21 protein-coding genes, 1 tRNA gene and 3 pseudogenes are annotated in these 25,223 nt (G+C 45.9%); 2 read left to right on the plus strand and 23 right to left on the minus strand.

Translation table 11 applies throughout. From position 1 onward, the window contains the following. Positions 1-43: 43 nt before the first annotated feature. Entirely contained in the window at positions 44-709 is a 666-nt protein-coding gene (locus DXE33_RS10365; RefSeq protein WP_269460014.1) for an amidase family protein, read from the plus strand. A 7-nt stretch (positions 710-716) separates the two neighbouring features. Here the strand turns inward: DXE33_RS10365 and DXE33_RS03600 are convergent. Both DXE33_RS03600 and DXE33_RS03605 read right to left on the minus strand, forming a co-directional pair. Then, positions 717-1,692 (minus strand): annotated as a pseudogene (locus DXE33_RS03600) (Bug family tripartite tricarboxylate transporter substrate binding protein). A 41-nt stretch (positions 1,693-1,733) separates the two neighbouring features. Then, on the minus strand, positions 1,734-2,855 hold the full coding sequence (locus DXE33_RS03605) for an NADH:flavin oxidoreductase/NADH oxidase (RefSeq protein ID WP_114638650.1): 1,122 nt from the start codon (positions 2,853-2,855) through the stop codon (positions 1,734-1,736). A 161-nt stretch (positions 2,856-3,016) separates the two neighbouring features. Between DXE33_RS03605 and DXE33_RS03610 the strand changes: the two are divergent. After that, positions 3,017-4,538, plus strand: a pseudogene (locus DXE33_RS03610) (CoA-acylating methylmalonate-semialdehyde dehydrogenase). A gap of 65 nt (positions 4,539-4,603) precedes the next feature. On the opposite strand, the gene DXE33_RS03615 reads toward DXE33_RS03610, so the two are convergent. The 21 genes and pseudogenes from DXE33_RS03615 to pnp all read right to left on the minus strand — a co-directional run bounded on the left by DXE33_RS03615 (position 4,604) and on the right by pnp (position 25,048). Next, positions 4,604-5,098 (minus strand): DUF1178 family protein, encoded by a 495-nt coding sequence (locus DXE33_RS03615; protein ID WP_114638651.1) that lies wholly within the window; start codon positions 5,096-5,098, stop codon positions 4,604-4,606. 85 nt (positions 5,099-5,183) lie between these two features. Next, complete coding sequence (locus DXE33_RS03620) at positions 5,184-5,783, minus strand: NUDIX domain-containing protein (RefSeq protein ID WP_114638652.1); 600 nt, start codon at positions 5,781-5,783, stop codon at positions 5,184-5,186. Positions 5,784-5,911: 128 nt separating this feature from the next. Beyond that, on the minus strand, positions 5,912-7,411 hold the full coding sequence (nuoN, locus tag DXE33_RS03625; protein ID WP_114638653.1) for an NADH-quinone oxidoreductase subunit NuoN: 1,500 nt from the start codon (positions 7,409-7,411) through the stop codon (positions 5,912-5,914). A 17-nt stretch (positions 7,412-7,428) separates the two neighbouring features. Further along, positions 7,429-8,889 (minus strand): annotated as a pseudogene (locus DXE33_RS03630) (NADH-quinone oxidoreductase subunit M); the annotation flags it as partial. A gap of 36 nt (positions 8,890-8,925) precedes the next feature. Beyond that, a complete protein-coding gene (gene nuoL / locus DXE33_RS03635; RefSeq protein WP_114638654.1) occupies positions 8,926-10,980 on the minus strand; it encodes an NADH-quinone oxidoreductase subunit L in 2,055 nt (684 codons plus the stop codon). Positions 10,981-10,982: 2 nt separating this feature from the next. Next, entirely contained in the window at positions 10,983-11,291 is a 309-nt protein-coding gene (nuoK, locus tag DXE33_RS03640) for an NADH-quinone oxidoreductase subunit NuoK (RefSeq protein WP_114638655.1), read from the minus strand. Then, positions 11,288-11,935 (minus strand): NADH-quinone oxidoreductase subunit J, encoded by a 648-nt coding sequence (locus tag DXE33_RS03645; protein WP_114638656.1) that lies wholly within the window; start codon positions 11,933-11,935, stop codon positions 11,288-11,290. The genes nuoK and DXE33_RS03645 overlap by 4 nt, the downstream gene beginning before the upstream one ends. 20 nt (positions 11,936-11,955) lie before the next feature. Continuing rightward, positions 11,956-12,447, minus strand: coding sequence for an NADH-quinone oxidoreductase subunit NuoI (nuoI, locus tag DXE33_RS03650; protein ID WP_114638657.1), 492 nt, complete (start codon positions 12,445-12,447; stop codon positions 11,956-11,958). 11 nt (positions 12,448-12,458) lie between these two features. Next, on the minus strand, positions 12,459-13,532 hold the full coding sequence (nuoH, locus tag DXE33_RS03655; protein ID WP_114638658.1) for an NADH-quinone oxidoreductase subunit NuoH: 1,074 nt from the start codon (positions 13,530-13,532) through the stop codon (positions 12,459-12,461). A gap of 8 nt (positions 13,533-13,540) precedes the next feature. After that, the gene (gene nuoG / locus DXE33_RS03660; protein WP_114638659.1) at positions 13,541-15,856 is read right to left on the minus strand and encodes an NADH-quinone oxidoreductase subunit NuoG; all 2,316 of its coding nucleotides are present in this window, start codon (positions 15,854-15,856) and stop codon (positions 13,541-13,543) included. 31 nt (positions 15,857-15,887) lie between these two features. Beyond that, the gene (gene nuoF, locus DXE33_RS03665; RefSeq protein ID WP_114638660.1) at positions 15,888-17,186 is read right to left on the minus strand and encodes an NADH-quinone oxidoreductase subunit NuoF; all 1,299 of its coding nucleotides are present in this window, start codon (positions 17,184-17,186) and stop codon (positions 15,888-15,890) included. Then, positions 17,183-17,689 carry an NADH-quinone oxidoreductase subunit NuoE gene (gene nuoE / locus DXE33_RS03670; protein ID WP_114638661.1) on the minus strand — a complete coding sequence of 169 codons (507 nt, stop codon included), beginning with the start codon at positions 17,687-17,689 and terminating at the stop codon, positions 17,183-17,185. Before nuoE ends, nuoF begins: the two co-directional genes overlap by 4 nt. 23 nt (positions 17,690-17,712) lie before the next feature. Then, positions 17,713-18,966: an NADH-quinone oxidoreductase subunit D gene (locus DXE33_RS03675; RefSeq protein ID WP_114638662.1), complete on the minus strand. Its 1,254-nt coding sequence runs from the start codon at positions 18,964-18,966 to the stop codon at positions 17,713-17,715. Between the two features lie 3 nt (positions 18,967-18,969). Further along, entirely contained in the window at positions 18,970-19,569 is a 600-nt protein-coding gene (locus DXE33_RS03680) for an NADH-quinone oxidoreductase subunit C (protein ID WP_114638663.1), read from the minus strand. A gap of 3 nt (positions 19,570-19,572) precedes the next feature. Beyond that, a complete protein-coding gene (locus DXE33_RS03685; RefSeq protein ID WP_114638664.1) occupies positions 19,573-20,055 on the minus strand; it encodes a NuoB/complex I 20 kDa subunit family protein in 483 nt (160 codons plus the stop codon). A 5-nt stretch (positions 20,056-20,060) separates the two neighbouring features. After that, on the minus strand, positions 20,061-20,420 hold the full coding sequence (locus DXE33_RS03690) for an NADH-quinone oxidoreductase subunit A (RefSeq protein WP_114638665.1): 360 nt from the start codon (positions 20,418-20,420) through the stop codon (positions 20,061-20,063). Between the two features lie 127 nt (positions 20,421-20,547). Then, positions 20,548-20,632: transfer RNA gene (locus DXE33_RS03695), tRNA-Leu, on the minus strand. Positions 20,633-20,717: 85 nt separating this feature from the next. Beyond that, the gene (secG, locus tag DXE33_RS03700; RefSeq protein WP_114638666.1) at positions 20,718-21,062 is read right to left on the minus strand and encodes a preprotein translocase subunit SecG; all 345 of its coding nucleotides are present in this window, start codon (positions 21,060-21,062) and stop codon (positions 20,718-20,720) included. 22 nt (positions 21,063-21,084) lie between these two features. Further along, positions 21,085-21,843, minus strand: a complete 759-nt coding sequence (gene tpiA / locus DXE33_RS03705; protein ID WP_114638667.1) for a triose-phosphate isomerase — start codon at positions 21,841-21,843, stop codon at positions 21,085-21,087. A 13-nt stretch (positions 21,844-21,856) separates the two neighbouring features. Continuing rightward, on the minus strand, positions 21,857-22,855 hold the full coding sequence (locus DXE33_RS03710; RefSeq protein ID WP_114638668.1) for an NAD(P)H-quinone oxidoreductase: 999 nt from the start codon (positions 22,853-22,855) through the stop codon (positions 21,857-21,859). Positions 22,856-22,879: 24 nt separating this feature from the next. Beyond that, on the minus strand, positions 22,880-25,048 hold the full coding sequence (gene pnp, locus DXE33_RS03715; protein ID WP_114638669.1) for a polyribonucleotide nucleotidyltransferase: 2,169 nt from the start codon (positions 25,046-25,048) through the stop codon (positions 22,880-22,882). Between the last annotated feature and the right edge of the window lie 175 nt (positions 25,049-25,223).

A 25,223-nucleotide genomic window follows, 5' to 3' on the forward strand; every position in this document is an offset into this window, starting at 1 on the left:
GGACACTCTGGGGTGTTTTGGTCGCACGATCGAGGATGTTGCCTTGGGTGTTGCTGCCATGAGTGGCGATCATGAGTTAGCTATTGTCAAAGTGCTACATAACAAACCTAAAATTGCCATATGCAAAACTTCCGACTGGAATTTAGCCAGCAAAGATACTCGGGGTGCGCTGGCATTAGCTCGATTTGCAGCAGAAGCCATTGCAAAAGGAAAAGTGAGTGACTTAAAGCTACCAAAAGGTCTTCAAGGGCTACAAGAAATTCAGACACGCATCATGCTTAGTGAGATGTCTCGAAGCCTAGCTTTTGAGCGCGAACATTTTTCCAAGAAAATGAGCTCTATCCTCATAAAGCAAATAATTCAAGGTGAGCAAATACCGTACTCACAGTACGAGCAAGACTTATTGAAAAGCAAACAAGCGCAAAACCTCATCACCAAATTATTCGATGATCAATTCGATCTGATCATTGCGCCTAGCACGATCGGAGAAGCGCCTCTTCTTAAAGATGGCACAGATGATCCTGTATTTTGCAGAATGTGGACCCTGCTAGGATTGCCTAGCATCAACATCAATATTGCAACTGGAATAAATGGATTACCAATTGGTATTCAGCTCATAGCGGGTCCCGGGAAAGATGCATTCCTATTGAGCTCAGCTCGTGCACTAGCATTAGCACTACCTGATCCCGTTCTCAGGGATCAGGCTTAGACATTGATCAATCCAGGGTAATGTTTGCTGACTTAATTACTTTGCTCCAATAAGGAAGCTCCTTCTTCACCAAGGCTTCTGTAGCAGATGGCGTAAGGTAGCGCAGTTCAACTCCAGCAGCATCGGCACGTTCTTTAACCTCCGGCATGGCTAGGGATTTCTTAACGGAGTCAGTTAATTTAGTTACGATAGGCGCAGGTGTGCCTGCTGGGGCAAACAATCCAACCCATGACTCCAACTGAAATGCTGGTAAACCCGCTTCAGCTGTCGTTGGGACATTAGGCATTCCTGGGTGACGATTCTTACTTCTTACCAGTGACTGCCAAGCCTTTTAGCTTACCACTCTGAACATGCTGCATTACCGAGGGAGGTGTAGAGATAAACACTTGCACCTGCCCTGCTAGGACATCTTGAATGGCAGGCCCTGAACCTTTGTATGGAACATGAACCATATCAACACCCGTTATTTGCTTGAACATTTCAGTACCAATATGAGATACCGAGCCGTTTCCTTGAGATGCATAGTTCAACTTACCAGGGTTGGCTTTCGCATAAGCAATAAATTCTTTTAGATTGTTTACGGGCACCGAAGGATGAACGGCAATCACATTCGTGGAAACAGTTAGCAAAGCAATTGGTGAAAAGTCCTTAATCGGATCCCAAGGCAATTTATCCATCAATGCTGGATTACCGACGTGATAACCGGAATAGGAAATCAAAAGGGTGTATCCATCCGGCTTTGCCTTGGCAACGAACTGATAAGCTGTGTTGCCACTAGCCCCGGGCTTGTTGTCAACAATCACTGCTTGCCCTAAAACTCTGGTTAAAGGCTCACTCAATAGGCGCGCTGAGGTATCTACTAAGCCACCCGGTGGATTTGGAACAACCAAGACTACTGGTCTATCTGGAAAAGTTTGAGCTGCTACAACATTAAAGAGTGCTGTAAAACCAAAAGCACAAACGCACTTTAGAAGTAATCGAATTAAGTTCATCACTAGCCCTATTGAATTCTGAATCATTGAATCTATCGCTGACCAATCTTGACATTACCAAAGACAGCCTGCGCCTCTCGCGGCAAGCAACGCCAATACCTTTCGTTTGCTGTGACTGTAGCATTTAATGCCGCAGCAGCTTCCCAACCCCAGCGTGGCTTATACATAAATGCACGAGCTAAAGCGATCAAATCTGCGTCACCCGCTTGCAAAATTGCCTCTGCCTGAAGTGGATCAGTAATTAAGCCCACCGTTATTGTTGGTAGTCCAGATTGATCTTTCACAATCTTTGCAAAAGGCACCTGATGATTTGGTCCTAAGGAAATCTGCTGCTTTGGAGAAATACCACCAGAGGAAATGTGAACAAAATTACAACCCAAAGGTTTGAGTTGCTGTGCAAAACTAGCGGTTTCTTGAGGTGTCCAGCCGCCCTCAATCCAATCGCTTGCTGAAATACGAATTCCCAATACCCCTTTATATGCGCTTCTTACTGCTGCAAACAGCTCCAACGGAAAACGAATACGATTTTCAAATGAACCGCCATATTCATCGGTGCGCTGATTTGCTATTGGAGATAAAAATTGATGCAATAGATAACCATGAGCACCATGTAATTCGATCCCGTCAATGCCGCAGCGTTCCGCATGCTGCGCTGATTCCACAAATGCTCTGATAAGATCTTTTAACTCAGTCTTAGAGAGTTCATGTGGCAGACGCTCTCCATCGAGTTGCGGGATAGCTGAGGGAGCAAGCGTCTCCCAGCCGCCCTGACCTACAGGCAATAACTGCCCTCCATCCCATGGAGTAGCGCTCGAGGCTTTACGCCCAGCATGAGCTAGTTGAATAAACACTGGTGTTGCTGGCGCCAGCTTTCTGGCCCTTTCTAATTTGTCTCTTAAAGCCGCTTCAGTACGGTCATCCCATAAACCCAAACATGCTGGAGTGATACGGCCCTCAGGAGTAACCCCCGTGGCTTCGATAATAAATAGTGCGGCACCGCTGTTAAGAAGGTTGCCCCAGTGCATCAAGTGCCAATCTGTGGCCTCGCCATTGTGGGCTGAGTATTGGCACATCGGGGCAACTACGATGCGATTTGCCAATTCTAGGGGTCCACGGGGGGAATTTAAGGTATAGCTTGAAAAAAGCAAACTCATCAAAATGCCTTTAAAAGTCGAAAAAATGGATCAAAATACGAAAAACGCCTTAAAGCGATAGAATACTTAAAAAGTAGAATAATCGAGACAACAAAGTCCTGCAGGCTCATGGCCTAATGGCTTAATTTACCCACAACTACCCATATCAAATACAAAAGACTATGAACGCACCAAAAGCCTTTGATTCAAAAGCAGATATCGGCCATTACGTAGGCGGTTCCGTTGTTAACCCTCAGGATGGTCGATTTGCAGACGTCTATAACCCAGCTACTGGCGCTGTAGCCCGCAGAGTTGCTTTAGCAAGTCGCAAAGAAGTCGACGCTGCAGTTGCAGTAGCGCAGCAGGCTTTTGCCTCCTGGAGCCAAACTAGCCCCTTGCGTCGTGCTCGTATACTTTTTAAGTATCTGGAGTTATTTAAATGCCAATCGTGATGAATTGGCTGCCATCATTACCGCAGAACACGGCAAAGTATTTACCGACGCACAAGGTGAAGTGACTCGCGGCATTGAGATCGTGGAGTTTGCGACCGGCATTCCTGAATTACTGAAAGGTGATTACACAGAGCAGGTATCAACCGACATTGATAACTGGGTCATGCGTCAACCCTTAGGTGTTGTAGCAGGTATTACCCCTTTCAACTTCCCAGTCATGGTCCCTATGTGGATGTTCCCAATGGCCATCGCTTACGGAAACACATTTATCCTCAAACCAAGCCCGACCGATCCATCGGCCTCACTGTTTATGGCTAATTTACTCAAAGAAGCCGGCTTGCCTGATGGCGTATTTAACGTAGTTCAGGGTGATAAAGAGGCTGTGGATGCCTTAATTGAAAACCCAGACGTGAAGGCTGTCAGCTTTGTTGGCTCTACGCCAATCGCCAATTACATTTATGAGCGTTGTGCGCATTTTGGCAAGCGCTCCCAGGCATTGGGCGGCGCCAAGAACCACATGGTCATCATGCCCGATGCCGATATTGATAAAGCAATTGATGCATTGGTTGGCGCAGCATACGGATCTGCTGGCGAGCGTTGCATGGCAATCTCCGTTGCTGTTCTTGTTGGCGATGTTGCAGAGAAAATCATTCCAAAACTCATTGAGCGCACTAAGACTCTCAAAGTCAAAAATGGTATGGAACTTGATGCCGAGATGGGTCCAATAATCACCAAAGCAGCCTTAGATCGAATTACAGGCTACATTGATAGCGGTGTTGCCGCAGGTGCAAATCTACTCGTTGACGGCCGTAATTTCAAAGTTCCGGGCCATGAAAACGGCTTCTTCCTTGGTGGCACATTGTTTGACAACGTCACCCCCGATATGAAAATTTATTTAGAAGAAATCTTTGGCCCAGTTCTTTCTTGCTTACGAGTTGCTAACTTCACTGATGCTTTGAATCTGGTGAACTCTTGTGAGTTCGGTAATGGGGTGGCATGCTTTACCAGTGATGGCAATATCGCACGTGAATTTGCTCGTCGTGTTCAGGTTGGCATGGTTGGTATTAACGTACCTATTCCAGTTCCCATGGCATGGCACGGCTTTGGCGGCTGGAAAAAGTCCCTCTTTGGAGACATGCATGCCTATGGCAAAGAAGGGGTCCGTTTTTATACCAAGCAAAAGAGCGTCATGCAGCGTTGGCCAGAGAGCATAGCCAAGGGCGCTGAGTTTGTGATGCCCACATCCAAATAAACCTCATTAGCACAAATAAAAATAGCGATCTAAAGATCGCTATTTTTTATCCAATGAAAGAGAGATTACTGCAAAGTATTCTTAAAGGCAGGGATGAGCGGAACGGCCATAACCTCAATGCCCTCCTCCCGCAGGGATTCAGCCTCATCCAAAGTAGTTTGTCCACGAATGCTTCTTTCTGGAGCTTCCTTGTAATGAATCTTCCTAGCTTCTTCAGCAAATGCCGTGCCTACATCTTCGGACTTACCCATGAGTTCGCGCATACCTTTTAAAAAGGCCGCTTGCACCTGCGCCTCTAAATGTGAATGGTCATTGCCAGTAAGCGCAACAACTTCTCCACTAATACTGTTATTAGCAATATCCTCGTTTGGCGCTGTTAAAGCTGTTGAGCTTGAGGATTTTGCAATATGAGGGGCCGAAGGCATCCGCGTAATTTCAGTACTATCACAAACCGGACATGCAAGCATTCCCTTATCTTGCTGAGCAAGACAATCCTCCTCAGAGGCAAACCATCCTTCAAAACGATGACCCAGGGGGCACGCGAGGTTATAAACTTTCATAAGACCTATAATACTAAATTCAATAGTCTCATTTTAATAGGATTTGAAAATCCCCTATTTCAACCCAAAGATGGGCCCCTTGGACCTATTTAATAGGCTTTGGCTTGACCAAACCACGGCGATAACGATCCAACCAATAGGTTGAAATGGTAGTTTTCACATCCGTAATCTCACCCGCCTCAACCCAGTCCAATAATTGCTCCAAAGGGGCGGCAAATACATCTAAAAACTCCTCATCATCAAGTTGGCTTCTACCGGCCACCAAATCCTCAGCTAAGTAAATATCAATGAACTCTGTGGAATATGAAATCACCGGATGAATACGTCGGATGTAACTCCATTTTTTTGCCGTGTAACCGGTTTCTTCTTCAAGCTCTCGTTGCGCACAAAGCAGAGGATCTTCACCAAGATCCAGTTTCCCCGCAGGAATTTCAATACAAGCCTTTGCTATAGGATAGCGATACTGCCTCTCCATCAGCACCCTACCATCTTCAAGAATCGCCACTACTGCAACAGCTCCAGGGTGGGTGAGGTACTCACGAGCAGCTAGCTGACCATCTGGTAAGCGAACCTGGTCGCGCTTCATATTCAGAAAGATGCCGCCATAAATGTCTTCACCTGAAACACGCTCTTCTCGTAAATGTGCATCACCTTCAGGTAGGTCTAGGTAAGATTTTTCGGTCATATTGGCTAATCCAGTACAAATGATTTGCTTACATACTACTATGGTGGCATGTCATTCAAGTGTCGCAATTACACAAACAAATAAGGCTCCTAAAGGAGCCTTATAAAACTGTTGATACCCTACTCTTATCAAGAACCCAATAAAGTCCGTCGCATTGCATCAAGACATACGCTCATTAAGGCGGCTGGGATAATGCCGATAACCAGAACTAAGATGCTATTAAAACTCAACAAGCCTTTAGCAAAGCCAGACCCTGATACGGTCACCTCATGATATGGCTCATCAAAATACATCACCTTAACAACACGCAAGTAGTAGAACGCGCCAACCAATGAAGCCAATACGGCAATCACCGCCAAGAAAGTATGCTCTGCGTCAACTAAGGCCTCTAGCACCCCTAATTTAGCAGCAAATCCAACGGTTGGGGGTATACCAGCCAAAGAGAACATCATCACCAGACCAATAAAGGCAAACCATGGATGCTTCTTGTTAAGCCCTTTAAGACCCTCAAGGGTCTCGCAATCATATCCTTTGCGCGAGAGCACCATCAACAGCCCGAAAGTACCTAAAGTTGTCAGCACATAGGTGATGGCATAGAACAAGGCTGCGCTAAATGCATGATCATCAAAAACAGAAAGCATGCCCAAGAGTACAAATCCCATCTGCGCTATTGCAGAGTAAGCCAACATCCGCTTAACATTGGTCTGGGCGATGGCAGTCACGTTACCCACAACCAACGAAAGAACGGCCAACAACACCAACATCGGCTGCCAGTCTCCCATCAGTGGTAATAAAGTATTAACCAGAAGGCGGAACAACAAAGCAAATGCAGCTAACTTTGGAGCGGCTGCGATCATTAAAGTAACGGCAGTTGGCGCACCTTGGTAAACGTCTGGTACCCACATATGAAATGGAACCACTCCAAGCTTAAATGCCAAGCCGGCAACAATAAACACCAAACCAAAGGCCATCACCAAATGGTTTACTCTAGGATCCGCAACCGTTTTAAAGATCTCTAACAGATCTAAAGAGCCAGTAACGCCATACAACATAGACATGCCATACAACAAGAAACCAGAAGCTAAGGCGCCTAGTACAAAATACTTAATACCTGCTTCAACACTCTTCTCGCTGTTATGACGCATGGCTACTAAAGCATAAGTAGGCAATGCCATGAGCTCCAAGCCAAGGTAAAGAGTCAAGAAATTAGCGCCTGAGATCAAGACCATTTGACCTAGCAATGCCAGGAGCACCAAAACTATGAAGTCTGGGCGAAATAAAGCACGATCCGTTAAATACTGCTTTGAATAAATCAGGCTGACCAGTACCGCGCCGCAAGAGCAAGCTTTCAAAAGGTTTGATAGTGGATCAGATTGAAATAAACCATTCATGGCAACCAGTGATACATCGCCCAAACGACCAACAAAAGCAAAGATCAAGTAGATCAACAAGATCAATGAGAAAAAGTACACAAATCCAACGCCGCGAGGGGTATAGAAAATATCCTGCTCAACACCAGGGGTTGAAGTTACTCTCTCGCGAACATAAACACTTGCCACCAACAATAAGCAGGCAGCAATAAGTAAAACGAGTTCCGGCAGGATGGCGTATAGGTCGAATGCTTGCATTTGCTTTTACTCAGAGTTTTGCTAACAGCAACGTGCTGCAGCAGATTAATTACAGCAGGATGAATGATGTCGGTGAATGGTTTTGGATATACGCCCATACCAAGCACGCAGATGGTTAACACTGCCATCATGAAATACTCACGTCCATTTAGATCTTTGAGCTCTTCAACATATTTATTGGTAACGGCGCCAAAAAATACGCGCTTGACCATCCACAAGGAATACGCCGCGCCAAGAATTAAGGCCGTAGCAGCCAAGATGCCGATAACAAAGTCATAATCGACAGCAGCCAGAATGACCATGAATTCTCCTACAAAGCCTGATGTTGCAGGTAGTCCGCAGTTAGCCATTGCCATTAATACTGCAAAGGCGGTAAATGCTGGCATGCGGTGAACCACGCCACCGTAATCAGCAATTTGACGGGTATGCATCCGATCATACAAAACACCTATAGATAAGAACATGGCGCCAGCAACAAAGCCGTGTGAAATCATTTGCACGATACCGCCCTCAATCCCTAATGGACTAAAGAGAAAAAAACCTAAAGTGACAAAACCCATGTGTGCTACAGATGAGTATGCAACCAGCTTTTTCATATCCTTCTGTACCAAAGCTACGGCACCAACATAAATTACCGCCACTAAAGATAAGAAAATGACAAATGGGCCGAGATATTGGCTTGCATCTGGAGCAATTGGTAAAGAGAAACGCAAGAATCCATAAGCACCGAGTTTTAACATAATCGCTGCCAACACAACAGAGCCGCCTGTTGGAGCCTCAACGTGGACATCTGGCAACCAGGTGTGCAGAGGCCACATCGGCACCTTTACAGCAAAAGCCATAAAGAAGGCAAAGAACAATAAGATTTGCTCAACGATATCCAAACGCGCATTTTGCCAAGTGAGAATATCGAAAGTGTTGGTGACGTTATACAAGTAGAGCATTGCAATCAGGGTCAACAGTGAACCAAGCAATGTATATAAGAAGAACTTGAATGCGGCATAAATACGGTTATGACCACCCCATACACCAATGATGATGTACATCGGTATGAGCGTAGCTTCAAAGAAAACGTAAAACAACAAAGCATCTAACGCAGCAAAGACACCAATCATTAATCCAGAAAGGATCATGAAAGAAGCCATGTACTGAGATACTTTGGTATCAATCACTTCCCATGCTGCAATCACCACGAAAATGTTGATGAAAGCGGTTAAGACAATAAACCAAACAGAGATGCCATCGATGCCAAGATGGTAATTAATGTCGTAGCGAGGAATCCAACTGACCTTCTCAACAAACTGCATCCCAGCATTGGCGATATCAAAATTGATAATCAGCGGGAGTGTGGCAACAAATCCTAGAATTGCGCCAAAGAGTGCTAACCAGCGTACGCCAGCAGACGGCTTCTCAGACCCATAAAACAAAATAATGAGTCCAAAAACGATTGGGGTCCAGATTGCGAAAGAAAGAATCATAGTGAAAGAATCATAGTGGCTACTTAAGTCAAAGGCCTATCGAACAAAAGGCAGGTAAGCGTACAAAACCCAAGCGAGCAATGCCGCAAGGCCTGCAATCATGGCAAAGGCATAGTGATAAACATAACCCGATTGCAAATGACGAATAACACCGGCAAAACGCTCTACTGTATGAGCACTGCCGTTAACAAAGAACCCATCGATCACCTTTTGATCGCCGCGGTGCCATAAGAAACCACCGATCCAAATGAGTCCTTTAGCAAAGACCGCCTGATTGAGATCATCTAGGTAGTACTTGTTATCCAAGAGCTTTTTCAATGGCGCAAAAGCTTGTGCAAACTTCTCTGGCAATTTTGGTGCCCAGAGGTAACCAATTGCAGCAGTTAGTACGCCCAACACTACAAGACCCAATACTGGGGAAGTAAACGCGTGGATCGCCATAGCCACTGGGCCATGGAACTCTTCTTCCAACTCTTTCATCACAGGGTGGCGAGCCAAGTCGATAAAGATCGAATCACCGAAATAGGTCCCAAATAGCAATGGTGAAATGGTGTAAAAGCCAATGATGACTGATGGAATGGCCAAGAGAATTAAAGGCAATGTCACGACCAATGGAGACTCATGTGGTTTCTCACCAGGAGCTAGGCCATGGTGCGCGTGATCATCGCCCTGCTCCGCATGATCGTGGTGGTGGTCATGAGAATCTGCATGGCCCCAACGAGCTTTCCCATGGAATACCCAGAAGTACAGACGGAATGAATACAGTGCTGTAACAAAAACACTTGCCATCACTGCAAAATAAGCAAAACCAGAGCCAGGTATATGGCTAGCTGCTACCGCTTCAATGATGGAATCTTTGGAGTAGAAGCCTGAGAAGAAAGGTGTGCCAATCAAGGCCAGATTACCCAGCAACATCATTAAGCATGTAATTGGCATGTATTTCCATAGGCCACCCATCTTGCGCATATCTTGTTCATGATGCATGCCTAAAATCACGCTACCGGCAGCCAAGAACAACAATGCCTTAAAGAATGCATGGGTCATCAAATGGAATATGGCAACTGGATAAGCCGATACACCCAAGGCGACAGTCATGTATCCCAATTGAGAGAGCGTTGAATAAGCCACCACACGCTTGATATCGTTTTGCACAATACCCAAGAAGCCCATAAATAAAGCAGTGATAGATCCAATCACTAGAATGAAGCTCAAAGCAACATCCGATAGCTCAAACAATGGTGACATGCGAGAGACCATGAAGATACCTGCAGTAACCATGGTTGCGGCATGAATCAACGCGGAAATTGGGGTTGGGCCTTCCATTGAATCAGGCAACCAGACATGCAATGGAAATTGCGCTGATTTACCCATTGCACCAATAAACAAGCAAATACAAGCAACGGTCATCAGGTTCCAGCCAGTACCTGGAAGCGTTTGCGCAGCTAATGCAGCATTTTGTGAAAAGATCACGTCATATTGCATCGAGCCAGTACTAGCGAGGATTAAACCAATGCCCAAAATAAAGCCAAAGTCGCCAACACGGTTTACCAAGAAGGCTTTCATATTGGCAAAAACTGCGGATTGACGCTCAAAATAAAAGCCAATCAGGAGGTAGGACACAACCCCCACAGCTTCCCAGCCAAAAAAGAGCTGGAGCAGGTTGTTACTCATCACCAACATCAACATGGCAAAAGTAAACAGGGAAATATATGAAAAGAATCGGTTGTAGCCCTCTTCCCCATGCATGTAGCCAATGGTGTAGATGTGAACCATTAATGAGACAAAGGTCACTACGCACATCATGGTGGCAGTAAGAGGGTCAATTAAAAAACCAATGTCGAGATTGAGCTCACCCAACTGCATCCAACGATAAACAGTGCCGTTGAAATAAAAACCATCCATCACTTGCGCTAATACATTGCATGACAAAACAAAGGCGATCGTAACGCCCAAGATAGTCACAAACTGAGAGGCACCGTGGCCAATACGGTTGCCGCCAAGTTTGGTGCCAAAGAAACCAGCAATGATTGAGCCAACTAATGGCGCAAGCGGAATTGCACAGAGAACAGGAATATTTAAGGTCAATTGCATGACTAGCCTTTTAGGTGGTCAAGATCTTCGGCATTAATGGTGTCTACCTTACGGAAGAGAACAACCAAAATTGCCAAGCCGATAGCCGCCTCAGCAGCTGCCACAGTCAAAATAAAGAATACGAATACTTGACCTGCCATATCACCCAAGTAATGAGAGAAGGCAACAAAGTTCATGTTGACCGAGAGCAACATCAATTCGATTGCCATGAGTAAAACAATGACGTTCTTACGGTTCAAGAAAATACCGATGACACTAGTCGCAAATAAGATAGCGCTCAAAACTAAATAGTGGGCCAGAGTGATAGTCATTTCTTCTCCCCTCTAGCGTCTTGCTTGGCATCCATATCCGAACCCATCTTTACGATACGCATACGATCAGCCACAACAACATTCACTTGCTCGTGAACATTTTGTGATTTGGAATCTTTGCGATTTCGCAGAGTCAGCGCAACGGCAGCAATGATTGCCACCAGCAAAATAACGCCTGCGACTTCAAACGTATACACATAATCAACAAAAATTAGTAAACCTAAGGCCTGAGTATTACTTGCCATCAACTCTTCTGGCATAGGTTGCACTGGAGTATTCGTACCGATAAAGCTGCGAATAATCACAATTGATAACTCAAGAACGATGACTGCACCCATTAAGAAGGCAACCGGCAGATATTTTTTGAAATCACGACGTAAATGCTCTAAGTCAAGGTCAAGCATCATGACAACGAATAAGAACAGAACCATGACAGCGCCTACATATACCAATATCAAGGCTAGACTTAAGAACTCAGCTTTGAGCAACATCCATAAACCAGATGCGCTAAAGAATGCTAAAACTAAAAATAAGGCTGCATGCACAGGGTTGCGCGCCGTGATAACACGCAAGGCCGAAATCACGAGCAAGCCGGCAAAGCCGTAAAAGAATACGGCGAATAATGTAGATGGATCGAATGTCATATTAGTTAAGCTCAATTCGATTAACGGTAAGGTGCATCAATGGCACGGTTAGCAGCGATATCTTTTTCATACTTGTCACCAACAGCCAAGAGCATGTCTTTGGTGAAATACAAATCACCACGCTTATCACCAAAATATTCAAAGATATTGGTTTCAACAATAGCGTCAACTGGACAAGCCTCTTCGCAGAAGCCACAGAAAATGCACTTTGTTAAATCGATGTCATAGCGTGTGGTGCGACGGGTTCCATCGTCACGCTCAGCGGTTTCAATTGTGATGGCGTATGCAGGACAAACTGCTTCACACAACTTACAACCGATACAACGCTCTTCACCATTCTCGTAACGGCGCAAAGCATGTAAACCGCGGAATCGGTTAGATAAAGGCGTCTTCTCTTCTGGATATTGAACAGTAATCTTTGGTTTAAAGAGATAACGACCAGTGATAGACATACCAGTCAAGATGTCTTTAAGCATCAAGCAATCGAGGAATTGGGAAATTTTCTTAAACATGATTGATCAACTTATTTCCAAATATTCCATGGGGATACCACCCACGCGCCGATAACAACCACCCAGAATACTGAGATGGGAATAAAGATCTTCCAACCCAAACGCATGATTTGGTCATAGCGATAGCGCGGTAAGGTTGCGCGCAACCAGATAACGCAAGAAAGCAAGAAGAAAGTTTTGCCGAATAGCCAGAAGAAGCCTGGAATATCACGCAAGATTGGCAAGTCAACAATAGGCAACCAACCGCCTAAGAACATGATTGATGCAACTGCTGCAATCAAAATCATGTTTGCATACTCAGCCAAGAAGAACATGGCAAATGACATACCAGAGTATTCAACCATATGACCGGCAACAATCTCTGACTCACCCTCAACCACGTCAAATGGATGACGATTGGTCTCGGCAACACCAGAGATAAAGTAAATCAAGAACATTGGTAATAATGGCAACCAGTTCCATGAAAGAAAATTCAAGCCCATGTGCGCAAAGTATCCATGCTCTTGCGAGGCCACGATGGCACTCAAGTTCAAAGAGCCAGAGGTCAACAACACTGTAACTAATGCGAAACCCATCGCGATTTCATAGGAAATCATTTGCGCCGATGCACGCATTGCACCCAAGAATGGGTACTTAGAGTTTGAAGACCAACCCGCCAAGATGACACCGTAAACACCAATCGAGGAAATAGCCATGATGTACAAAAGACCCGCATTGACATCAGCTAAGACCATTTTGGCTTGGAATGGCACTACTGCCCAAGCCGCAAACGCAGGCATGATCACCATAATAGGTGCAATAAAGTACAAGACCTTGCTCGATTGTGTTGGAGAAATGATCTCCTTCATTAACAATTTAAGAGCATCGGCAATAGGCTGCAACAATCCCAAAGGACCAACGCGGTTAGGCCCTAAGCGAATATGCATCCAGCCAATCAATTTACGTTCCCACAATGTCAAGTAAGCAACGCAGCCAAACATAGGCAAAACGATGATCACGATGCGCACTAAAGCCCAAACGAGCGGCCAAAGTTGGCCAAAAATAGCCTCGCCTTGAGTGGTGATGAGGTTCAAGAAATTATCCATCTCGCCCCTTAAGCCTTAGAAACTGTTACAGGACCAAACATCGATCCTAATTTGGCACCAGCCGAAGTGCCAGCAGAAACTCGAATGGCACTTGACGCTAAATTGACTTCCAGAGTAGCAGGCAAATCCACTGTGAGATTTCCTTGAGTTACGCGAACCACATCACCCTCTTTCAAACCTAATTCTGTAAAGAGTTTTTGACCGAGGCCAACTTCATTGCCGCGTTTAGCATCACGAGTCAATTGCAATGCAGAGGAGCGACGAACAATCTGATCACCAGCATAGATATTGACATCAGATAAGCGCTCCAGGCCATTGAACGGAGCTAAATTACCATTAACAACATTAGTAGTTATCGCTTGATTGTTTAAGCGAGTGCAATAGTTATCACCCAAAGCTTCAGCAAGAACCTCTTCTGGCATGTTATAGAGGAAACCTTCTAAGCCCAGCAATCCACCGAGAACGCGCAATACCTTCCAGCCTGGTCTTGAATCGCCCAGCGGCTTAACTGCAGGCTGAATTGTTTGCGCCCTACCTTCAAAATTAACAAAGGTCGACACAGTCTCAGTAAACGGAGTAATTGGGAGGATTACGTCGGCAACTTCCATCAAATCGGCAGATTTGTATGCACTCAAAGCAATCACTGTATTGGCATTTGCTAAAGCTACACGTGACTGCTCAGGGTTCGGTAAATCAGAATCTGGTTCAATATTCATCAAAATCACAGCACGACGATCACCAGACAAAACAGAATCTACGCCAGCACCATTAGCATTGACCAAGGATGCTCCAACGGCATTGCCACCAACTGGCAAATAACCGAGTGTTGCTCCAGTTTGCCGCGCAATAAATTGTGCTAATACTTGTAAATCAGAGGCATGAGGATGGGCAATTGCAGCAGAACCAAGTAGGACTGCAGCATTAGCACCAGACAGCAAGTTGTCAGCAACTTGCTGAGCCTGCGCAGAAATAGGTAAATTGAAGGTTCCAGATGGTACTGATACTGACTTCGCTTGAGCGATGGCTAACGCAACCTCGCTTAAGGCGTTTAACCATGCGCTAGGGGCAGCAGCAATGCCTGTGGCTGGAATGAGCCAATCATCACCACCAGCATCGATACGAGAAACTTGTAAGCCACGTTTAGCTGCAGTACGAATGCGCGCGGCAATAATCGGCTGGTCTTTGCGCAAGAAACTACCGATTACCAAGGCTCGATCAATCTCGCTTAATTTTGCAATTGGCATACCCAACCATGGCGCAGGCGCAGCCCCATTAATATCAGTTTGACGCAAACGAGTTTCAACTTGATTGGAGCCTAAGCCACGGACAAGTTTTTGCAAGAGATGCAATTCTTCTGTACTAGAAATTGGATGCGCTAAGGCAGCAATAGATTGAGCGCCACTCTCAGATGCAATTGTCTTTAAGGAATGTGCTACATAATCAAGCGCAGACTGCCAATCCGTTTCAAGCCATTGACCGCCCTGCTTAACCATAGGCGTTGTCACGCGATCAGCGCTATTGAGGCCTTCATATGCAAAACGATCACGGTCACTAATCCAGCATTCGTTGATCGCTTCATTCTCTAAAGCAACTACGCGCAATACTTTGTTCGATTTAGTTTGAACAGTTGTATTTGCACCTAAGCTGTCATGCGGACTCACGGAACGCTTACGGCCCAATTCCCAGGTACGAGCACCATATCGGAATGGCTTACTAGTCAAGGCTCCGACTGGGCATAAATCGATCATATTTCCAGACAATTCAGAATCCACTGTCTGACCCACAAAAGTGGTGATCTCTGAGTGCTCGCCACGATTGATCATGCCAAGCTCCATCACACCAGCCACTTCTTGACCGAAGCGAACGCAACGGGTGCAGTGAATGCAACGAGTCATCTCCTGCATAGAGATCAAAGGTCCTACATTCTTGTGGAATACCACACGCTTTTCTTCTTCGTAGCGTGAGTTTGACTTGCCGTAACCAACTGCTAAGTCTTGTAACTGGCACTCACCACCTTGATCGCAAATTGGGCAATCTAAAGGATGGTTAATAAGCAAGAATTCCATTACAGAGCGCTGAGCTTCAACAGCTTTAGCGGAATGGGTAAAAACTTTCATGCCCTGGGTTACAGGAGTAGCACAAGCAGGCAATGGTTTTGGCGCTTTTTCAACTTCCACTAAACACATACGGCAGTTAGCAGCAATTGATAATTTCTTGTGATAGCAGAAATGTGGAACGTAGGTTCCGAGCTTATTCGCGGCGTGCATCACCATCGAACCTTGCGGAACTTCTACTGCCTTACCATCTAATTCGATTTCAACCATGCTCACTTTAAGATGCCCCGTGCTCAATTACTTATAAAGGTTTTGCAGAATCTAAGCAGCGCTTATGTTCTACGTGATACGCAAATTCGTCCATGTAATGCTTCAACATGCCACGCACTGGCATAGCAGCCGCATCACCCAAAGCGCAAATCGTGCGACCTTGAATATTTGCTGCCACATCGTTAAGCAAATCTAAATCCTCTGGGCGTCCTTGACCGTGTTCTATGCGGTGAACAATGCGCCACAACCAACCAGTACCTTCGCGACAAGGTGTGCACTGACCGCAAGATTCTTCATGATAGAAATAGGACAGTCGCTCAAGTGCTCGAACCATACAACGGGTTTCATTCATCACGATCACAGCACCAGATCCCAACATGGACCCTGCTTTAGCAATGCTGTCGTAATCCATGGTTAGATCCATCATCTGCGCCCCAGGAACAACGGGAGCAGATGAGCCACCAGGGATCACCGCTTTCAATGCTTTACCATCACGCATTCCGCCAGCTAGCTTCAAGAGTTCTGCAAACGGTGTGCCAAGTAGAATCTCATAGTTACCAGGGTGAACTACGTCACCCGATACAGAGAATATTTTAGTACCGCCATTATTTGGCTTACCCAGATCCAAGTACGTTTGACCACCGATGGCCAAAATAAAGGGCACTGCTGCGAAAGTTTCGGTGTTGTTAATGGTTGTTGGTTTGCCATATAAACCAAAACTTGCTGGGAATGGGGGTTTGAAGCGTGGCTGACCTTTTTTACCTTCTAAGGACTCAAGCAAGGCAGTTTCTTCACCGCAAATGTAAGCACCCCAACCTGGAGCTGCATGCAATTGGAAGGAGAAATCACTTCCTAAAATTTTATCGCCCAAATAACCTGCTGCTCTTGCTTCTTCAAGCGCCTCTTCAAAGCGAGAATAGACTTCCCAAATTTCACCGTGAATGTAGTTGTAGCCTACAGTGATACCCATGGTATAGGCACCAATAATCATGCCTTCAATCAGAGCATGCGGGTTGTAACGCATGATGTCGCGGTCTTTAAATGTACCTGGTTCACCTTCGTCACTGTTGCAAACTAAATACTTTTGACCGGGGAATTGTCGTGGCATAAAGCTCCACTTCAAACCCGTTGGGAATCCTGCACCACCACGACCACGTAGTGATGAGGCCTTTAACTCAGCAATAATGGTATCAGGCGCTACTTTGTCGTTAATTAAACGACGCAGCTGTTGATAACCACCACGACTCTCGTAATCTTTTAAACGCCAGTTATCACCGTTTAATCCCGCAAGGATTAATGGCTTGATATGACGATCGTGCAAACTGGTCATGCTGCCTTCCCTTCTGCACGAAGCTCATTTAATAGAGCGTCAATCTTTTCTTTACTCATAAAGCTACACATACGTTTGTCATTTACCAACATGACTGGGGAATCACCGCATGCGCCCATACACTCGCCCTCTTTCAAGGTAAAAGTGCCACAGGCAGTAGTTTCATTAAAGCCAATGCCTAATGTTTCTTTTAGATAGGTAGCAGCAGTTTCACCATGAGTTAACTGGCAAGGCAAGTTGGTACAAATAACCAATTTGTACTTGCCAATCGGTTTGGTGTTGTACATGTTGTAGAAAGTAGCTACTTCCTCAACAGCAATAGTAGGCATCTCTAAAATCTGCGCAACAGTAGCGATGACCTCTGGAGACACCCAACCTACTTCGGTTTGAGCGGCGATCAGAGAAGCCATCACTGCAGATTGCTTTTGCTCTGGCGGGTACTTCGCAACGTTACGGGCAATATCTGCCAACGTTTTATCGGATAGTTGAAGAGTTGTTGTCATTAAATAATCCTTGGCGCGCCTAATTAGCGGTCAATCTCCCCGAACACAATATCCTGCGTACCAATAATGGTTACCGCATCGGCCAACATATGGCCACGAGACATTTCATCCATTGCGGACAAATGCACAAAACCAGGTGCACGAATCTTCATGCGGTAAGGCTTATTTGCGCCATCAGAAATCAGATAGATTCCAAACTCCCCTTTTGGATGCTCAACGGCTGAGTAAGCCTCACCATCAGGAACGTGAATACCTTCCGTAAATAGTTTGAAGTGGTGAATAAGTTCTTCCATATTGGTTTTCATATCCACGCGCTTTGGTGGAGAAACCTTATGGTTATCGCTCATTACTGGACCGGGATTTTCTTTGAGCCACTTCACGCACTGCTTAATAATGCGATTAGATTGACGCATTTCTTCCATGCGAACTAAATAACGGTCGTAAGAGTCGCCGTTAATACCTACTGGAATATCAAAATCCAAACGGTCATAAACTTCATACGGCTGCTTCTTACGCAAGTCCCACTCAATACCAGAACCACGCAACATTGGACCGGTAAAGCCAAGTTGCAAGGCGCGCTCAGGCGTCACGATACCGATATTGACCAAGCGCTGCTTCCAGATACGGTTATCTGTAAGCAAATTGCAATACTCATCTACGTTGGCATCAAAGCCATTGCTAAATTGCTCAATAAAGTCCAGCAATGAACCACTACGGTTTTCGTTCAAACGCTTGACTGCTGAAGCACTACGAATCTTCGATTTACTATATTGGGCCATTTGATCTGGCAAGTCACGATATACACCACCTGGGCGATAGTAAGCCGCATGCATTCGAGCACCAGAAACAGCCTCGTACATGTCAAAGATATCTTCACGATCACGGAATGCATACAAGAACACCGCCATCGCACCCACGTCTAAGCCGTGGCAACCAATCCAGAGCAAATGATTCAATAAGCGAGTGAGCTCGTCATACATCACACGGATGTATTGAGCCCGCAAAGGAACATCAACTTGCAGCAATTTTTCAATCGCTAAAACGTAAGCGTGCTCATTAGACATCATGGACACATAGTCCAAGCGATCCATGTAAGGCACGTTTTGAATCCAAGTACGTGTCTCGGCCAGTTTCTCAGTGGCACGGTGCAACAAGCCAATGTGTGGATCAGCGCGCTGGATTACCTCACCATCGAGCTCCAACACGAGACGTAATACACCGTGTGCCGCTGGGTGCTGAGGACCAAAATTGAGGGTGTAGTTCTTAATTTGTGCCATGACTTAAACCGACCCTCCGTACTGTTCTTCGCGAACGATGCGGGGAGTAATTTCGCGCGCTTCAATGGTGACTGGTTGATAGACAACCCGCTTTAACTCAGGGTCATAGCGCATTTCTACATTACCGCTGATTGGGAAGTCTTTTCTAAATGGGTGGCCGATAAAGCCGTAGTCCGTCAAGATGCGACGCAGATCATTGTGACCTTCAAAAATGATGCCGTACAGATCGAATGCTTCACGCTCAAACCAGTTTGCAGAATTCCACACTGGTGCAATCGATGACACTAATGGATAGCCATCATCTGGAGCAAAAACGCGTACGCGCAAACGCCAGTTATGCTCGAGCGAAAGCAAGTGACTTACCACACCAAAGCGTTGACCACCCCATGAGCCATCACGGAAATCCTGGTAATCGACACCGCATAAATCAATGAGTTGCTCAAAAGCTAGAGATGGGTCATCACGAAGCATCAACGCAGATTCAAAATAGGTATCTGCATTCAGAACAACAGTAACCTCACCTAGGGCAATTTCGATAGATTGTGCGCGCTTACCTAGAACTTTTTCTAAGTTGGCAGCTAATTGAACTAAACGATCTGACATGAATTAAGCCTTCCGCGCAATAGTGCTTGTGCGAGTGATCTTGGATTGCAACTGAATAATTCCATAGATCAACGCTTCTGCAGTTGGAGGGCAGCCAGGAACATAAATATCAACTGGCACGATCCGGTCACAACCGCGAACTACTGAGTACGAGTTATGGTAATAGCCACCACCATTAGCGCAGGAACCCATGGAGATGACCCAGCGAGGTTCCGGCATTTGGTCATAGACCTTACGCAATGCGGGAGCCATTTTGTTGCAAAGGGTTCCAGCAACAATCATCAAATCTGACTGACGGGGTGATGGGCGAAATACCACGCCAAAACGGTCTAAGTCATAACGGGAAGCACCCGCGTGCATCATTTCTACAGCGCAACAGGCCAGACCAAAAGTCATCGGCCATAAGGAGCCGTTCCGAGTCCAGTTAATTAACTGGTCTGCAGTTGTAGTAACAAAACCTTCTTTGAGAACGCCTTCTAATGCCATATCGATCACTCCCAGTCGAGAGCGCCCTTTTTCCAGATATATACAAAGCCCACAATGAATTCCAAGAGGAAGATCACCATAGAGGCGTAGCCAAACCAACCAATTTCACGCAGCGATACACCCCAAGGAAATAGGAATGCAGTTTCTAGATCAAACAATATGAAAAGAATAGCAATTAAGTAGTAGCGCACATCGAACTTCATACGCGCATCTTCGAAGGCTTCAAAACCGCACTCATAAGGAGAGAGTTTCTCAGCGTCAGGCTTCGAAGGAGCAAGAATTTTTCCGAGGAACATGGGGACTAACCCCACCCCAATACCTACGAGGATAAAAAGTAGAACAGGAAAGTAATTATCGAGATTCAAAATAGTCCTGAGTCGTTCTCCTGAGTCGTTCGTCTGGTAACTCTATAAAAGCAGTTAATTATTCATTATTCCACTACATACAGTACAGCTTTGATTTAGAGCAAAAACCCCTACTAAAACATCTTTTTGGTGCCGACGGCGAGACTCGAACTCGCACAGCCTAAGCCACTACCCCCTCAAGATAGCGTGTCTACCAATTTCACCACGTCGGCATCTTGTAAAACTTGATAATTCTACTGCATTGCACCACAGGACCACCCCGAATTAGGAACGACCAAATCGGTAAAACCTACTTTTTTACTTAGGAACTGCTGGCTTAGTCGGATCCTGAGAGGGGGCTACCGGAGCAGCAGGTGCAGCTACAGGAGCTACTGTCCCAGAGAGAACGCCTGGATTTACTTCTTTCTTGTTCCCGATCCAAGTAATTCCCAAAGTACTAATAAAAAACACTGCTGCGAAGATAGCAGTTGTGTGAGAGAGGAAGTTGGCAGAGCCGCTGGCACCAAAAAGGCTTCCAGATGCACCAGAGCCAAAAGCAGCTCCCATATCAGCGCCTTTGCCCTGTTGTAGCAAAACCAACAAGATAACAGCCAGAGCTGAAATTACCTGCAACACGATTAATAAAGTCTTAAACCATTCCACAACTGATCTCCAAATAAAAAATCTATGCCTTACAGATAGCTAGAAAGTCTTGAGGATCTAATGATGCACCCCCAACCAATCCACCATCAATATCTGGCATGGCAAATAATTCAACGGCGTTGTCAGGCTTGACACTGCCGCCGTACAAAATTCCGACGTGAGACGCCACATCTTCATCAAATTCCGCTAATTGCAATCGAATAGCGCGGTGCATGTCTTGTGCAACCTGGGCACTCGCTACTTTTCCTGTACCAATAGCCCAAACAGGCTCATAGGCGATTAAGCAGTCGGCGAGCCGGTCCTGCAGAACTGAGACTTGTTTTGCCACTTGGCCACAAACAATTTCCTCCGCCCTGCCCGAGTTCCGCTCAACCGCAGTCTCACCCACACAAATCACAGGAGTCATGCCATTATCCAAAACTTGTAGCGCCTTGGAAGCGACAGTTTCATCCACCTCATGATGCATTTGACGTCGCTCAGAGTGGCCAACAATCACATATTGACAGCCCAGTTCTTTGAGCATTGGCGCACTTACTTCACCGGTATAAGCACCCAACACTTGTGACGATGCATCTTGCGCTCCAAGGCTTAAAAATGCCAAGGAGTGTTCCTTGATTAAGCTGGCACACTGAGCCAAGTATGGAAACGGTGGACACACTGCAAACTTACGTCCTGCAGGCATACCACTTTCCATTCCTCTAGCAACGGTCTTGATCCAGTCTTGATTGCTACCAAGACTGCCATTCATTTTCCAGTTACCAATAATGATCAGTGGGCGCATAAGGTTTTGAGAACTAAACCGTCAAAACTATCTTGCCAACGTGCTCAGAAGACTCCATCAATCGATGGGCATCTGCAGCTTGATCAAGCGTAAATGTTTGATAGATAGCTGGCTTTAGCTTGCCTGCATTGAGTAAAGGCCAGACATTGTCAAATAATTGCTTAGAAATTTGCTTCTTAAATGATACTGGTCGTGGACGTAATGTTGAACCAGTAATAGTCAAGCGACGTCTTAGAATTTGATTGGTGCTGACCTCAGCTTTCGATCCACCTTGGATAGCAATAATCACAATCCGGCCATCATCAGCCAAGCAGTCAATCTCACGTTGAACATAATCGCCAGTCACCATATCTAGAACTACGTTAACACCCTTACCATCAGTCGCTTTTTTGACTTCTTCAACAAAATCTTGAGTTTTGTAGTTGATTGCTAGGTCTGCGCCCAACTGAAGGCAAGCAGCGCATTTCTCATCAGTGCCTGCAGTAACAAATACTTTATGGCCTAGAGCTTTCGCCAGCAAAATAGCAGTCACGCCGATCCCACTAGAACCCCCTTGCACTAAGAGTGTCTCACCAGCAGATAGCTCGCCACGCATGAAAACATTGCTCCATACGGTATAAAAAGTTTCTGGTAGTGCAGCAGCTTCTTGATCGGTAAAACCGCTTGGATATGGCAGGCACTGAGCAATTGGAGCGATACACAAGTCAGCGTAACCGCCGCCCTGCACCAATGCGCAAACTTTATCGCCCAGCTTTAAACCAAAAGCATTATCTGCGTGAGCTAAGTCACCACCAATGATCTCGCCAGCTACTTCTAGACCAGGAATGTCTGAAGCACCAGCTGGCACTGGGTAAAACCCCTTACGCTGCAAAACATCAGGGCGATTAATGCCCGCCGCCAAAACCCGAATTAACACTTCTCCAGAACCAGCAGCAGGAACAGCTGGATCTGGACGAGTGCCTGGCACCAGCATTTCTGGTGCGCCGTATTCTTTGATCTCAATTACCCGCATCAAATAGCCCTCGAGTTTTAAAACTTAAGCGGTTTGGTCGGAAGCAGGAGCAACTTCAGTGATTGCCTCCGTGCCATCAGCCAAAGGAGCGATCGCGCCACCCTCGTCAGCCAATGCTGCTTTTAAAGACAAGCGTAAACGACCACGCTCATCAGCAGCCAATAACTTCACGCGCACTACCTGACCTTCTTGCAAAACGTCTTTCACTTCTTTGACACGCTCATTGGAGATCTCAGAGATGTGCAAGAGGCCATCCTTGCCTGGGAGGATGTTTACCAATGCGCCGAACTCCAGCAATTTAACTACCGGACCTTCGTAGATCTTGCCAACCTCAGCTTCAGCAGTAATGCCTTCAATACGAGCTTTGGCTTCAGCCATTCCCTCGGCGCTTGTGGAGGCAATGGTGACTGTACCGTCATCTTTGATATCGATGCTGCAACCGGTCTCTTTGGTCAAGGCCTGGATCGTTGCACCACCCTTACCAATCACTTCACGAATCTTGTCTGGATGAATCTTGAAAGAAACCATACGTGGAGCGTGAGCTGACAATTCGGTACGAACTGAACCCATTGCTTCTTGCATCTTGCTCAAAATATGCAAACGACCTTCTTTTGCTTGCGCTAAGGCAACTTGCATAATTTCTTTAGTAATCCCTTGAACCTTAATATCCATCTGCAAGGCGGTAATACCATTTGCTGTACCAGCAACCTTAAAGTCCATGTCACCTAGGTGATCTTCATCACCCAAGATGTCTGTCAATACTGCAAAACGATTGCCATCCAAAATCAAACCCATTGCCACACCAGCAACGTGCGCCTTAACAGGAACACCAGCATCCATCATCGCCAGACAGCCACCGCAAACAGAAGCCATTGATGATGAGCCGTTTGACTCAGTAATCTCGGAAACCACGCGAATGCTGTATGCAAAATCTTCTGGACTTGGCAATACTGGAATCAATGCACGCTTAGCCAAACGACCGTGACCAATTTCACGACGCTTCGGGCTACCTACACGGCCAGTTTCACCAGTAGCAAACGGAGGCATGTTGTAGTGGAACATGAAGCGATCGCGGTATTCACCTTCGAGCGCATCAATAATTTGCTCATCACGGGCAGTGCCTAAAGTTGCTACCACGAGAGCCTGAGTTTCGCCACGAGTAAACAATGCAGAACCGTGGGTACGCGGCAATACGCCATTACGAATTTCGATTGGGCGCACTGTGCGAGTATCACGACCATCAATCCGTGGCTCACCATTCAAAATCTGGCTACGAACAATCTTGGCTTCAATTTCAAACAAGATATTGCCAACAGCAACATCATCCACTTCACCTTCCAGCGCTAATTGAGCCAATACTTCTTTAGTGATTGCCTTCAATTTGTCTGAGCGAGCACCCTTTTGACGAATTTGATATGCCTCACGCAATGGACCTTCTGCCAATGCAGTAACTTTAGCAATCAATGGTTCATCCTTAGGAGCGGCTTGCCAATCCCACTCAGGTTTGCCTGCTTCACGCACCAAATCATTAATCGCGTTAATTGCAGTTTGCATTTGCTCGTGACCAAACACCACTGCACCTAACATCACTTCTTCAGAGAGTTGATTAGCTTCAGATTCAACCATTAACACGGCAGCTTGTGTACCTGCAACGATCAAATCGAGTTCGCTAGTAGTTTGCTCTGTACGTGTTGGATTCAATAAGTACTGACCATTTGCATAACCAACGCGAGCTGCGCCAACAGGACCGCTAAATGGGATACCAGAAACTGCCAAAGCTGCTGAAGCAGCGATCAAGGCAGGAATATCAGAGGGCACTTTTGGATTAATAGAGAGAACATGCACTACAACCTGAACTTCGTTGTAAAAACCTTCAGGAAACAATGGACGAATTGGACGGTCGATCAAACGGGAGATCAATGTCTCACCTTCAGATGGACGGCCTTCGCGACGGAAGAAACCACCAGGAATCTTGCCGGCTGCGTATGTCTTCTCTAGGTAATCAACGGTTAATGGGAAAAAGTCTTGGCCTGGCTTTGCAGACCTAGAGGCAACGACTGTGCCCATTACTACGGTGTCATCCACGTTAACAATGACAGCACCGCCTGCTTGACGAGCAATCTCGCCTGTTTCCATAGTTACTTGATGATTGCCCCATTGAAAACTTTTTACTGCTTTTTTAAACATAGTCATTCTGATCTTCTCCAAATTGTTCACGCAATACTCACATGAGTATTGCGCTTGTCGTGGGATAAAGCAGTGTCACGACAACACTGGAGCGATTGAAGTTCACAAGGGATGCCATTCCAGGGAGACTCTGAATTGAATATCAGAAACTCATTGGAATGACACGATCCCCTACACAAGT

The sequence above is a fragment of the Polynucleobacter necessarius genome (assembly GCF_900096765.1).
Taxonomy (GTDB): domain Bacteria; phylum Pseudomonadota; class Gammaproteobacteria; order Burkholderiales; family Burkholderiaceae; genus Polynucleobacter; species Polynucleobacter necessarius_F.